We start from the raw sequence: 13,335 nt of genomic DNA on the forward strand, positions 1-13,335 counted from the left end.
TACGAAGACAATCGGCGAGGGGTAACCACGGCGCAAGATAAATGGGAGCGCAGAAGGCTCGGAGCTACCGGGCAGGACGCCGGACGACTCCCCGGGCCTTTTTCTTTTTGAGGCGCGCGCCGGCCTTCTGGCGCTTTTCAGCCAGGGCCACAAGGATCTCGTGGCTCCCCCGCGGGTCGTCCCCCTCCCCCGGAGCCCGCTGCACGTAGCTGCCGTCGGGCTGCATGTCCCAGGCGCTCCGCCGATCGGCGAGCTGCACGTCGAGCATGGTTCTGAGCTCTTTCCGCAACTCCGGCGCCTCCACCGGCGCGATGACTTCCACCCGGTACTCCAGGTTCCGCTTCATGGCGTCGGCGGAACCGAGGTAGTATTCATCCTCCCCGCCATTGCGGAAGTAGTAGACCCGGGCATGCTCCAGGAACCTCCCCACCACGCTCACCACCCGCACCGTTTCCGATAGCCCAGGAACGCCGGGGCGCAGCCGGCAGCTGTCGCGGACGAGAAGATCGATCCGCACCCCTTTCCGTGCTGCGCGGTAAAGGGCCGCCACGATGTCGGCGTCCTCCAGGGCGTTCATCTTGAACTGAATGAGGCCCGGCGTTTTCTCCGAATGAAGTTCCGCCTCCCGTTCGATTTTAGCCAGCAGCGCCCGCTTCAGGTGCTTCGGCGCCGGGAGCAGTTTCCGGTAAAGGCGCCGGGGGGTATAACCGGTGGTGAGATAGTTGAAGAGCTCGGTGGCGTCCCGGCCCATGTCCTCGTCGCTGGTGAGGAACCCCAGGTCGGCGTAGATCCGGGCGGTGCCGGGGTGGTAGTTGCCGGTACCGATGTGGACGTACCGCCGGAGGCCGTCATAGTCCTGGCGCACCACGAGAATCACCTTGCAGTGGGTCTTGAGCCCCACCACCCCGAAGGTGACGTGGATCCCCGCCTCCTCCATCCGCTCGGCGAGCCTGATGTTAGCCGCCTCGTCGAAGCGGGCCTTAAGCTCCACCGCCACCGCCACCTGCTTGCCGTTGGTGGCGGCATTCACCAGGCAGTCGATTATCCGGCTGTCGGGGGCAGTCCGGTAGAGGGTCATCTTTATGGCCCGCACCTTGGGATCTTCGCTGGCCTCGGAGAGAAAACGCTCCACCGAAGTGGCGAAAGAATCGTAGGGATGCTGCAGGAGTATTGCTCCGGCGTCGCGAAGCACATGGAAGATATTGCGGTCCGTCATGAGCAGCGGATGCTCGGCGGGATGATGGGTCGAATCGTGCAGCTCGGGATAGGGGAGTGCGGCAATCTCGAACAGGTCCCGCAAAGCCAGCATGCCATCCATTTCGAAGACGTCGTTCGCCTCGTCCAGCTCCAGCTCCGCGGCAAGCATCCCCCGGTGGACCGCCCCCATGCCGACCGCCACCTCCAGCCTGACGATGGGGGCGAAGCGCCGGTCCTGGAGCTCCGACTCGATCATTGACAGGAGATCGTCGGCCTGCTCCTCGTTGCGCTCGGTGTTGGCGTTGCGGGTAACCCGGAAAATTTCGCAGGCCGCCACTTCCATCTCCGGGAATAGGAGATCCAGGTTGTGCTGCATCACCTCTTCCAGGGGAACGAACCGGTCTTTGGCTCCAACCCTGAGAAAGCGGGGTATCCCGGTCCCCACCGGCACCTTTACCCGAGCAAGGGAAGTCTCCCGCTCCCGGGGATAACGGAGCGTCACGAGCAGGTTAAGGGAGAGGTTAGAGATAAAGGGGAAAGGATGGGCAGGATCAATGGACTGGGGTGTTACCAGGGGAAAAATGTTGCGGATGTAATAGTCGCGGAGCTCTTTCCGCTCCCGGGCCGATATCTCGCTGTAGCCGAGAATCCGGATGCCGGCCGAGCGGAGCAGCGTCAGGAGCTCGCCAAAGACTTGCCGCTTCCGCTCCCCCAGCTCCCGCACCACGACGTAGCACTCATCGATCTGCTGCCGTGGGGTGCGGCCGTCCACTGTCAGGTTCTGGATCCCCGCCCCCACCTGCTGCTTGAGCCCCCCGATCCGCTTCATGAAGAACTCGTCCAGGTTGCTGCTGACGATGGCGGTGAACTTGACCCGCTCCAGCAGCGGGGTCCGCTCGTCCTCGGCTTCGTGGAGCACCCTGCGGTTGAACTCCAGCCAGGTGAGCTCCCGGTTCAGGTAAAGCCCCGGGGCTGTCAGATCCGCGCCCGCGCCTCCCGCAACCTGCCGGCGAGCCATGCTACAACCACCCCTTCTTCTTGAAGATGTAAAGCGGAAGCACCGCCGAGAGGACAATCAGGGTGAGGGCGAAGGGGTAGCCGAAGACCCATTCCAGCTCGGGCATGTGCTTGTAGTTCATGCCGTAGATGCTGGCGATCATGGTTGGCGGCAGGAAAATCACCGACATGACGGTAAAAATCTTGATGACCTTGTTCTGCTCCACGCTCAAGTGGTTGAGGAACAGGTTCTGGATGTAGTCAAGGCGCTCGAAGTTGAAGTTGGCCGAGATAACGAGGGAGTTCACGTCCTTCATCATCATGCTGAACTCCTTCTTGAGGTTTTCGGAGATGGAGGCGCTCTTCAGCAGCGAAGACAGAACCCGGTGCTTGTCAGTCAGGTTCTCCCGGATGGTGATGTTGATGTCTTCGTAGTCGGTTATATGCGCGAGATACTCCGTCGGATTCTCGAAGGACTGGGGATCGCGGCGTCCCAGGCTGGCGATCCCCCGGGAGAGGGCCTCCAGGGTATCGGCATCCATATCGACCCGCATGGCGAGAATGCCCGAGAGAATGTCGGCCCCATCCCGGAACGAGCGTGGACTCAGACGCAGCTTGCGCGAGAACTCGGTAAAAATCCGGTGGTCGCTGAAACGGATGGTGACGACGAAATTCCCCCTGAGGATGAAGGAGACGGTCTCGTTGTGGAACTTCTCCTCCTGGCGCACCAGGAAGTAGGTGTTGATGTCGATGCCGGTCTCGTCTTCCCAGAACCGGGAGCTGAACTCGATCTCCTCCGACTCCTGGCGGGTCGGCAGCTCGATCTTGAGGCTCCGTTCCACGGTGGTCAGCTCGTCGGGGGAAGGGGAGAGAAGGTCGAGCCAGATGAGGGAGCCTGCATCCAGTTCCACCAGTTCGTCGGGCTCGACGGAAATCTGCCTGAATGAATCTTCCGAGCGAAGGTATGCCTTGATCATGGGACACGTTTCCTGGTTCAAAATCGCATGCTTATTGCGTCCTGGCGATTGTAGATGCAAGGGGAGAGACGGTCAAGGAGTCATTTTCCCCCATCGTCATCAGATACCGGCAATCTCCCTGGCGGCGGCAAGAAGTTCGTCCACCGTTTGCGGGTCCCCCGCCTCGCTGTATAGCCGGAGCACCGGCTCGGTTCCCGACGGGCGGATCAGGAGCCATGAGCCGTCGGCAAAGATGAACTTGAAGCCGTCGCGGAAGTTCTCCCGGGCCACGGTCCGCCCGGCGATGGCGGCAAGCCCCCCCTGCTTCAAGCGGGCGATGAGGGCTTCCTTTGGGCCGTCGGCAATGGGGAGGTCGATGCGGCGGTAGTAGAAGCGGCCGATCTCGTCCATGGTCTCGTCCAGGAGCTGCCGCACCCCTTTGCCGCTCATGGCCATGGCCTCCAGGAGCAGCAGCCCCATGAGGATGCCGTCCCGCTCGGGGATATGCCCCTTGACGCCGAGCCCCCCCGACTCCTCCCCCCCCATGAGGATGTCATGGTCGAGCATCAGCTCGCAGATGTGCTTGAAGCCGATGGGGGTCTCGAAGAGGGGAAGCCCGAATTTTTCCGCCAGAAGATCCACCATGCGGGTGGTGGAAACGGTTTTTACCACCCCCCCGGCGAGCCCCTTGCGCTCCACCAGGTGCCGGAGGATCACCGTAAATATCCGGTGGGAAGAGAAGAACTCGCCGGTCTCGTCCACGGCGCCGATCCGGTCGGCATCGCCGTCCAGGGCAAGCCCGATGCGGTACCGGCCGCTTCCCACGAGAGCCGCCAGCTCCGTCAGGTGCTCTTCCGTGGGCTCCGGGGGCTGCCCCCCGAAGGAGGGGTTCTCATCCCCGTGGATTTCATGAAAGCCGGGAAGAAGCTCCGGCACGAAACCGGCACCGGCGCCGTACATGGGATCCACCACCACCGGGAGGTTGGCCGTGCGGATCGCCTCCAGGTCCACGTAGCGGGAGAGTTGCCGGAAATACCCCCCCTTGGGGTCGAAGATGGTGACGCTTCCGTCGGCCAGCGCTTCGGCCAGGGGACGGGACTTTATCTCCCGGCCCGCATCGTCGTTGGCGGCCACCATCTCCTCCAGAATCTTAGTTGTGGATGGTCGGGCCGAGCCGCCGAAGGACTCCTTCACCTTGAAACCGTTGTAGGCGGGGGGGTTGTGGCTGGCGGTAATCATGACGCCCCCCCCGGCCCCCAGCTCATGAACCGCCCAGGAGACCGCCGGAGTCGGGGCGTAGCCGCCGGTGAGCCAGACCCGGATGCCGTTGCCGGCGGCGATCTCCGCCACCCGCTCGGCGAACTCCCGGGAGAGGAAGCGGCGGTCGTAGCCGATTACGAGCCCCTTGGGCGCCAACCCTTCGCGGATGAGGTAATCCATGGTGGCCTGGGCCACCCGGGAGAGGTTGTCGAAGGTGAAATCCCGGGCAATGACCCCGCGCCAGCCGTCGGTTCCGAACTTTATCTGCACCGTATATCCTCCTGAGTTTCCATATCGTGGGATAAGCATAACGTAAACGCCGTAATTTTCCGCACTATCACCGGCCAAGTCAACCTTTTGTTTGTTCCTTTCCCCGGCGAAATGGAGTATGGTTCCGCTTTGAACACGCTTTCGGGGAGGCCCTTGCCATGTACGGACGCATCTTCACCCCCTTCGCCATCGGAAGGTTCACCATCGTTCCGGAGGATCATCCCGTGGACCCGGCAGCCGGGCTTCCCCTCATAATGGGGAAGAAGGGTGCCTTCGGCTCCGGAGAGCACGAAACCACCGCCTCCTGCCTGGAGGAGATGGAGCGGATTCCAGGCATCGCCGGCATGCGCTGTCTCGACCTCGGCAGCGGCACCGGCATCCTGGCCGTGGCTGCCATTCGCCTGGGGGCCGCCAGCGTGGTGGCAGTGGACATCGACCCCAGGGCGGCCGAATCGTGTGCCGCCAACGTCCGACTGAACGGCATGGAGGGGCGGATCCTCACCGTCTGCGGCGAGCTGGCATCGGTGGGGCGGGAGCCCTACGACCTGCTGCTGGCCAACATCTACGCCGAAATCCACCTGGCCCTTGCCGACGAAATGGTGGCGCTGGTCCGCCCCGGCGGATGGCTCATCCTCTCCGGCATCCCCATCCAGGACAAGTTCGACATCCAGCGGCGCTTCAGCAACCTCGGCTGCATCCAGCACGACTGGCAAATCCTCGAAGAATACGTCACCCTCGTGCTCCGCAAGCCCTGACACGCAAAGCAACGAAATGATTGACTAGCAATTCCATTTCTCATTATAATTCCGAGTCTTTTAATTTATCCGGAGGACTGTTACACCATGTTCAAACGAATCATCCTCGCCCTGATTCTCTGCGGCCTCTTCAGCGTGCTCCTCATCGCCGGCAATGCCGATGCCGCCGCGCCGGCCCCCAAGTCCGGCAACCCCGTGGTGCTCATGGAGACAAGCCTTGGCACCGTAAAAATAGAGCTCTATGCCGACAAGGCTCCCCTCTCGGTGAAGAATTTCCTCGAATACGCCAACAGCGGCTTTTACGAAGGCACAATCTTCCATCGGGTAATCCCCGGCTTCATGGCCCAGGGGGGCGGCTTTACCACCGACCGGAAGCAGAAGGAGACCCGGGCTCCCATCAAAAACGAGGCGGGCAACGGTCTGAAGAACGATCGCGGCACCATCGCCATGGCCCGCACCGCCAGCCCCGACAGCGCCACGGCCCAGTTCTTCATCAACGTGGTGAACAACGACGGCCTCAACCGCCCAAGCCCCGACGGCTACGGCTACGCCGTCTTCGGCAGGGTTATCGACGGAATGGACGTGGTGGACAAGATCGTCACCACCCCCAAACAGCGCCTGAACATGCTCTTCTCCGATATTCCGGCGACGCCGGTGGTCATAAAGTCGGTCAAGGCCGTCAAATAGGGGCTGTTCAAACCGCCGATTATGGAAAGGGCGTCCTGACGGGCGCCCTTTTTTGTGGTATACCCTGAGAAGCGGCCCCGCCGCCACACCAAGTCATGAGGTATGCCATGAAACGTCGCCTCCTACCACTTCTCGCGCTCTTCGCCCTCGCCCTCCCCTTGCCGGCCGGCGCCGCCTCCACAGTTTCAACCGTGGCGGACCAGACGGGAATCGCCATCACCATCTACAACCAGAACCTCGGCCTCGTGAAGGACCGGCGGGATATCCGCCTGGGTGCCGGGAGCGGAGAGCTCCGCTTCATGGACGTGGCGGCGCAGATCATCCCGACAAGCGTCGCCATTGCCCCCCTTTCCGGCGGGGAGCTACGGGTTCTGGAGCAGAACTACGAGTACGACCTCCTCTCCCCCCAGAAGCTCATGGACAAGTACGTGGGGAAAGAGGTGAAGCTCTACCAGAAAAACCCCCAGACCGAGCGGGAAGAGGTGGTCACCGCAACGCTCCTCTCCAATAACGACGGCCCCGTCTACAGGATCGGCAACGAGATTACCTTCGGTCATCCGGGACGCCTCATCTTCCCCGGTGTCCCCGACGACCTCATTGCCCGGCCGACGCTGGTCTGGCTCCTGGAGAGCGCAGCGGCTGACAAGCGGAGCATCGAGGCCTCCTACCTCACCGGCGGGATTTCCTGGCGGGCCGACTACGTGGCGACCCTGGGCGAGAAGGATGACACAGCGAACCTTGCCGGGTGGGTCACCATCGACAACCACAGCGGCACCACCTACCGCAACGCCGCCCTCAAGCTGGTGGCCGGGGATATCAACCGGGCGCAGGAGCAGCCGCTCCGCATGGCCAAGGCGGCACGGTTCGAGGCCATGTCGGCCCCCGCCCCGCAGTTTCGGGAGGAATCCTTCTTCGAGTACCACCTTTACACCCTCCAGCGCCCCTCCACCATCAAGGAGAACCAGACCAAGCAGATCAGCCTGGTGACCGCCGATGCGGTACCGGTGAAAAAAGAGTTCCTCCTGAAGGGGGAGAACTCCTACTACTACAGCCAGGCCGGCGACACTGTGAAGCAGAAGGTTGGGGTCTTCGTGGAGCTGGAGAACCGGAAGGAGCACAACCTGGGAATGCCGCTCCCCAAGGGGATCGTGCGGGTCTACAAGCGGGATGCCGGAGGAAGCCTCCAGTTCGTGGGTGAGGACACCATCGACCACACCCCGGAGAAGGAAACGGTACGGATAAAGATGGGGGACGCCTTCGATGTGGCGGCCGAGAGGAAACAGACCGAGTGGAAGAAGATCGCCAGCGACACCTATGAGGCGGCATTCGAGATAAAGCTACGCAACCACAAGAAAGAGGATATCACCGTGAAGGTGGTGGAACCGGTCCCCGGCGACTGGCAGATGCTCTCCTCATCCCACCCCCACACGAAGGGGGACGCCTTCAGCGCCGTTTTCCAGGTGCCGGTACCCAAGGATGGGGAGACAACCCTCTCCTACCGGGTGCGGATGCGGTATTGATCAGCGGCAGTCGAGGGGCTCGTAATTCCCGTTGTAGACACCGACGCACTTCATGATGCCGTTGGACGCGGGACGCCCCCCCGTGAGGCGCGAGTTGACCACGTTAGTCGTGGCGCCGGCGTCGTTGAAAAGGGTTGTGAGAGTGGCCGTTACCGACGAGCCTTCCACGGTGACCGTGCCGGAATAGTAGCTGTAGATGCCGTTGCCCGCCGTAATGGCCGAGTTCTTCACAACGGGCGACGAGTGGAGATTGAAGAGGCCGAAGGCGGTATCCCCTCCCAGCGCCGTAATGGTGACATCCGAAAGAACCGGACCGGCCATGAGGTTGTATATGGCGTAGGCCCCCTTGCCCCCCTCGGCGCTGACGGTAACGTGGGAGATGCGCGGTGCGGAGCTTCCGTTGAAGATCCCCACAATGGTTCCTTCGGCGCCGCTGGCCTCAACGGAGAGGTTCCGCAACTCGGCATGGGAAGCCCCGGCCACCACCCCGGAATCGGCGGCACTTCCCCGCAGGCGGGTGGTCAGCTCGCCGGACCCCTCGATGTCCACATAGGGTTTCATGACGAGGGTGGCAATCCCCAGGTCGTAGGTGCCGGGCATGATCTTCACCAGGTAGGGTTTTTCGGCGGAGGCGTCGGTAATGGCGTCGAGGGCGTCGAGGGGATTGGTGAAGTCGCCGCCGACGGCTGCCACGGTGATGTAGCCGGCCGGCCGGTGCGGGAGGAACTCATGGGTATGATCGCCGGCGGCAACGGTGCCGGGGCCGGTCCCAACGGGAAGCCGGGCCGCGTCAATGGTCCCCTGAACGATGTCGCCGCCGTCGTGGCCGTGGCGGCCAAGCTTCTGGCCCGAGATGGGGCCGGCGATCTTGGCGTCGGTAACGGCACCGTCGGCAATCTTCGGCGTGGTCACCGCCCCGAAACCGAGCTTCTCGTCGGTGATGGCGCCCGAGGAAATCTTGCTGTATGTAACGGCGCCGGAAGCAATGGCCCGATAGGTGACAGCGCCGTCGGCGATCTTCGCTGCGGTAACCGAGCCATCGGCAACATCCGCGGCAAATACCGCGGTTCCTGCACTCCAGGCCGCAAGTGCCGCCGCCGTAACCACTGCCGTCTTTATTCCCTGAGCCATCATCCCCTCCAAAAAGCTTCAAATCCTGAAATACAGCGTAAAGGCCTATCTTAACACGATAATTTTCCGATGCAACCGTCAGCTACGCCGGCCGGCGCTCCCGCCGAACCGCCAGGAGCATGCCGTTGCCAACGGTGAAGAGCAGCGCGCCGGCAAGGGCCCACCCGGCCCCCGGCTCCCGGTGTATCTCCACAAAGGCGGCGGGGACCGGGGCCGGTTCCGCATACTTGAGGTAGATGCCGAGTCCACCATGAAAAAGGGGCTCGTTGGGGCGCACCGTTACAGGGGTTGATCTCCCCTGCTCCACAACCCGCATCCTTGCCCGGTAGTCCAGCGGCATCCCGCGATGGTCCGATTCCACCTCAATGGCCTCCACCACCACGGAACCGCCTCCGGGAAAGCTGAGATCAGACCCCTCGAAGAGCTGCATCGCCTGCTTCGCCCCCCCCTTGGCGCTCAGGAGGTGGGCAAGGACAATCAGGAGAAATCCCGCATGCATGAGCTGGGGAGCCAGGAGCGCCACGAGCCCCGCCTTGCCGTAGCGCAGCCGTATCGCCTCCACGCTGCAGAAAAGCGTATTCACCACCAGCAGCGCCAAAAGGCCGAGGGTGCCCCAGAGCCACCAGGAAACCGAAACCGGTGCCGCGCCGAGCCAGGCGAAGAGGGGCATCTCGTTCAGGGAGGCCGCAGCCTCGCCCCCGAAAGAGCCCGCCGCCAGGAGAACCATGACCCCACCCATGAGCCAGAGGCCCAGGGAAAGGGAAGCGAGGGATTCGTATATTCTCTTTATCATTGAGAAACCTGCTGCAACTTAAAGAAAATTTAAAAGCAAAAACCGGGCCATCTGCCCGGCGGAAATCAGAAACTGTGGGAGCTCTTCATCAGTATGCTCACTCCCAGGTAGGTGAAGAGCATGACCGCAAACCCGGCAATGCCGGCCCAGGCCAGGGCCCTGTCACCCCCTGTTCCCTTGAGCCGCAGATGGAGCCAGAACGTGTAGTAGACCCAGAGGATGGAGGTCCAGAGCTCCTTGGGGGTCCAGAGCCAGTAGGTCCCCCAGGCGAAGTAGCCCCAAATCCCTCCCGACACCATGGAACCGGAGAAAAAAGTGTACCCCACCAGGGCCGCCCGATACTGGAGGTCCAGGAGCCGCCGCTCGCCTCCGGCCAGAAACAGGGCGCCGAGAACCGCACCTATGGCGAAGAGGGCGTAGGCGAAAAAGGCAAGTGCCACGTGAAGCTCGAACCAGAGGGTGCGGAGCACCGGCGGGAGCGGCATGGCGAACGCGGGGAAAAGAAATGCCATAAGCCCGAACAGGGCCGCCGTGCACCCGGTCACCCAGGTAAAGGACGACGATTTCAGCAACACCGGCGAAAAGAGGAACGGCAGCGCCATGAGCCCGATGGAAACCGAGAAGAACGCAAGGGTGTCGTGGGGCCCCACGAGGGGGAGCCGCCCCAGCTCGATTCCCCTGGCGGCCAGATAGGCCGCTCCGGCCACGAGCCCCGCCGCGAAAAAGGGGCGGCGGAAAGCACCGAAAAGATACAGCCCGACGGATATGAGAAGCAGCCATTTCATGGATACCGGTCATAGCACATCCGCTTCGCTAAAGAAAGGGATGGCTCGAAAAACCGGGCGGGGCAGAGCGCCCGAAGGATACCGCCGGCACCGGCCGCCGCCGAAATGGGTGGTCAAGCAGGCGCCGTTCTGGTATAAACGGGGCATTTAAGGGACTGAAACTCAAAACAAAGCCAGTCTGAAAATCGATTCAGGAGGAAACGATGAAACGGATCATACAGTGGATTCTCCTCGGAGCCATGGCACTCATGGCTTTCGGCTGCGCCCATGACCCCTTCAACATTCCGCGGGCCGACTATGAGCAGCGGGTGAAGGTTCTCGGCGTCGCTCCCATTTTCATGGACGCCGATTCCGACATCCGTCACCCGGAGAAGGATACTCTTGTTACCCTGGTTCGGGAGTATAACCGGAAGAACGAGAAAGAACTGGCGGAAATGCTAAAGGAGTCCGGGGCCTATTTCTCGGTCCGGTTCCTGGATGCAGGAGACTCCGACGAGCTCTACCGCACGCTCATTAACCGGGCCGAACGGCGCGACGACGCCGGGGTCGTCTACAACAAGCAGTTCTACAAGCCCGAGGAAATCAGAACTCTGGTCACCCAGAACAGTGTCGACGCAGTGCTCCTGGTGGTGGTGAGCGGCCTCACCAAGCGCGACCGGATCTTCTCCAGCAACATCGTCAAGTACCTGGATTTCGATTACAACATCCTTACCATGTCCGCCCAGGTCCTCGACGCCAACGGCGCCACCCTCTGGGAGTACCCCAATTTCCGTGCGGGTGGCCCCACTACTCCGGTCCTCGCAAGGCTCCAGTTCCCCGATTTCGACGAGGCGGCCGCCAACATGGACGACCGGGTGGACGTGAAATTCAAGACCATCCCCGGCCTCACCCGCTATCTGGGGAAAAGGGAAAACGACATCCTCTTCCGGGAACGGAAGGCCACGGCTCCCTACTATCACCTCTTCGACGAGATGGTCGGCCTCCTGAAGCCCCCCATCAAGCTCTTCGGCGAAGAAAACAAGGGAGGCTCCCAGCCTGAGCCCGCTCCGCTGTCCTACCAGTACCAGCCGGCCTATCAACCCGCGCCCAAGGCGGCACCGGCTCCTGTGGCGGCACCGGCACCCACGGCACAGCCGGTAACTGCAGCGCAGCCTGAAACCGTGGTTTTGCCGGAGCCGGCGCCAATCCTCGAGGTGCCCATCAACACGGCACCTGTAAAGTAACGGCAGACATTCAACCCGCAGCAAAAAGCCCGGCCCCCAAGGTACGGGCTTTTTGCTGCGGGTTGCCCTGCGGAAATCCTCGTTTAAACTTGATCATGTTGAGACACCATCTCCCCGCCGAACGGAGTCCCCATGAGCCATCGCGAATTCATTCCGAGAAAAGTCTACGTCGCCGCCTCCTACATGGCGCCGGTGGGGCGCTATGACGGCAGGCACCGGGAGAAGCTCTCCTTCCTGGACCTGGCCGAAAAGACCAAAGCGGTCTTCGACGGCTCCCCCGTGAAGCTCCGCGACATCGAGGCCGTGGTGGTGGGCTCCCAGAGCCCCGTGGCCTTTTCCGGCGTGGACAACACCGCCGCCAAGATCGCCGGGGTCGTGGGGGTCTCGGGGGCCAAGTCGGTCCTCATCGACACCGCCTCCTCCTCCGGAGCCTCGGCCTTCGAAAACGCCTACCTGCAGATAGCGTCGGGCCGCTGCGACCACGTATTGGCCATCGGCATCCAGAAGATGAGCGACGCCCCCACCGCCGAGGCGACCCGCATCGTGGCCGGAGTCATCGACAAGGACGAGGCGGAGTTCGGCCTCAGCATGCCCGCCTGCGGGGCACTGGTGGCCAGGGCGCTCATGGAGCGGTACGGCCTCTCCAACGACGAGTGGACCGCCTTCTCGGCACTCCTTACCCAGCGGGCCCACCGCTACGCCTCCCGAAACCCCGACGCCCATTTGAACAAGGAAATCCCCCTGGAGGAGTACTACCGCCAGATCGTCAACGGCAAAAACTACCGCTACTGGTGGCCCCTGCGCTACCATGACTTCTGCCCCATGTCCGACGGCGTGGCCGCCGTGATCCTCACCGCCGACCCGCAAGAGGTGATGGTCTCCGGCGTGGGGAGCGCCACCGACATCCCCACCATCGCCGACCGTAACTACTTCCATTCCTTCCCCGCCACCGTGGCGGCCGCCGCCGAAGCTTACGGAATGGCCGGCATCAAGGATATCCGGAGCTTCGCCGGAAAGATCCACGTTAACATGCACGATCCCTTCAACGGTTTCGGCCCCATCAACATGGTGGATCTCGGCTTCGTACCCCGGGGGCGGCTCCTCGACGCCCTTCTGGATGACGCCTGCACCGGCGAGAACGGCATGTTCCCCACGAACCTCACCGGCGGCCTCAAGGGACGGGGCCACCCCCTGGGGGCCACCGGCATGATCCAGGTGGTGGAGAACCACAAAATGATCTGCGATGGGCGGTTCCAGGCGGGCCTCTCCCACTCCATCGGCGGCCCCATCAACAACAACATCGTGATCCTCCTGGAGCGGAGCGGCCACTACGAGCGCCGCCCCCACGAAGCGTACAAACCGTGGGGGCTCCCCTCACTGGGCAGGCTCAAGCCGAAGGAGGTGACCGTGGACTCCCTCCTGGCCGAAACCAGCACCGTGGAGGGGACCTTCGTCACCGCCACCACCCGGTTCAACTTCAAGACCGGCGATCCAGAGGGGATCATCACCATCGTCTCCTGCCGGGCGGCAAGCGGCAAGAGCTACCGGTTCCTCTTCGGTATCGCCGGCGAGAACTACCAGAGCCTCATCGAACTCCGCCCCGGCGACCGGATCAGCCTGGAGCGGAGCGACGGCCAGATCCTCCTCAACCGGATGCCGGTAAAGAAGTTCTACCAGCGCACCATCGACGGCCTGGTGGACCTGGCGGGGAGCGGGTGGAAGAAGCTGACGGGGTGGTGATTTTCTTCACCGGAAACTTCAA

General features: G+C 62.6%; 11 protein-coding genes. 5 read left to right on the plus strand and 6 right to left on the minus strand.

The window, feature by feature from the left end; translation table 11 throughout:
- Window positions 1-64: 64 nt before the first annotated feature.
- The 3 genes from ppk1 to JZM60_RS04895 all read right to left on the minus strand — a co-directional run bounded on the left by ppk1 (window position 65) and on the right by JZM60_RS04895 (window position 4,679).
- Window positions 65-2,215: a polyphosphate kinase 1 gene (ppk1, locus tag JZM60_RS04885; protein WP_207164396.1), complete on the minus strand. Its 2,151-nt coding sequence runs from the start codon at window positions 2,213-2,215 to the stop codon at window positions 65-67.
- Between the two features lies 1 nt (window position 2,216).
- Window positions 2,217-3,170, minus strand: coding sequence for a magnesium/cobalt transporter CorA (gene corA / locus JZM60_RS04890; protein ID WP_207164397.1), 954 nt, complete (start codon window positions 3,168-3,170; stop codon window positions 2,217-2,219).
- A gap of 99 nt (window positions 3,171-3,269) precedes the next feature.
- Window positions 3,270-4,679: a phosphoglucomutase/phosphomannomutase family protein gene (locus tag JZM60_RS04895; protein WP_207164398.1), complete on the minus strand. Its 1,410-nt coding sequence runs from the start codon at window positions 4,677-4,679 to the stop codon at window positions 3,270-3,272.
- Window positions 4,680-4,837: 158 nt separating this feature from the next.
- Here JZM60_RS04895 and JZM60_RS04900 point away from each other — a divergent pair, with 158 nt between their 5' ends.
- From JZM60_RS04900 to JZM60_RS04910, 3 genes are all read left to right on the plus strand, one after another.
- Window positions 4,838-5,434 carry a 50S ribosomal protein L11 methyltransferase gene (locus JZM60_RS04900; RefSeq protein WP_207164399.1) on the plus strand — a complete coding sequence of 199 codons (597 nt, stop codon included), beginning with the start codon at window positions 4,838-4,840 and terminating at the stop codon, window positions 5,432-5,434.
- Between the two features lie 87 nt (window positions 5,435-5,521).
- Entirely contained in the window at window positions 5,522-6,121 is a 600-nt protein-coding gene (locus tag JZM60_RS04905) for a peptidylprolyl isomerase (protein ID WP_207164400.1), read from the plus strand.
- Between the two features lie 107 nt (window positions 6,122-6,228).
- Entirely contained in the window at window positions 6,229-7,641 is a 1,413-nt protein-coding gene (locus JZM60_RS04910; protein WP_207164401.1) for a DUF4139 domain-containing protein, read from the plus strand.
- Here JZM60_RS04910 and JZM60_RS04915 read toward each other — a convergent pair whose 3' ends face one another.
- From JZM60_RS04915 to ccsA, 3 genes are all read right to left on the minus strand, one after another.
- On the minus strand, window positions 7,642-8,772 hold the full coding sequence (locus JZM60_RS04915; protein WP_207164402.1) for a right-handed parallel beta-helix repeat-containing protein: 1,131 nt from the start codon (window positions 8,770-8,772) through the stop codon (window positions 7,642-7,644). It abuts the gene before it with no gap.
- A gap of 82 nt (window positions 8,773-8,854) precedes the next feature.
- Window positions 8,855-9,565, minus strand: a complete 711-nt coding sequence (locus JZM60_RS04920; protein ID WP_207164403.1) for a cytochrome c biogenesis ResB family protein — start codon at window positions 9,563-9,565, stop codon at window positions 8,855-8,857.
- Window positions 9,566-9,630: 65 nt separating this feature from the next.
- The gene (gene ccsA / locus JZM60_RS04925; RefSeq protein WP_207164404.1) at window positions 9,631-10,350 is read right to left on the minus strand and encodes a cytochrome c biogenesis protein CcsA; all 720 of its coding nucleotides are present in this window, start codon (window positions 10,348-10,350) and stop codon (window positions 9,631-9,633) included.
- Window positions 10,351-10,553: 203 nt separating this feature from the next.
- On the opposite strand from ccsA, the gene JZM60_RS04930 reads away from it, so the two are divergent.
- Window positions 10,554-11,573, plus strand: a complete 1,020-nt coding sequence (locus JZM60_RS04930) for a hypothetical protein (protein ID WP_207164405.1) — start codon at window positions 10,554-10,556, stop codon at window positions 11,571-11,573.
- Between the two features lie 132 nt (window positions 11,574-11,705).
- Entirely contained in the window at window positions 11,706-13,313 is a 1,608-nt protein-coding gene (locus tag JZM60_RS04935) for a thiolase family protein (RefSeq protein WP_207164406.1), read from the plus strand.
- Window positions 13,314-13,335: the final 22 nt, after the last annotated feature.

Origin of the sequence: Geobacter benzoatilyticus (assembly GCF_017338855.1) — a bacterium.
Taxonomy (GTDB): domain Bacteria; phylum Desulfobacterota; class Desulfuromonadia; order Geobacterales; family Geobacteraceae; genus Geobacter; species Geobacter benzoatilyticus.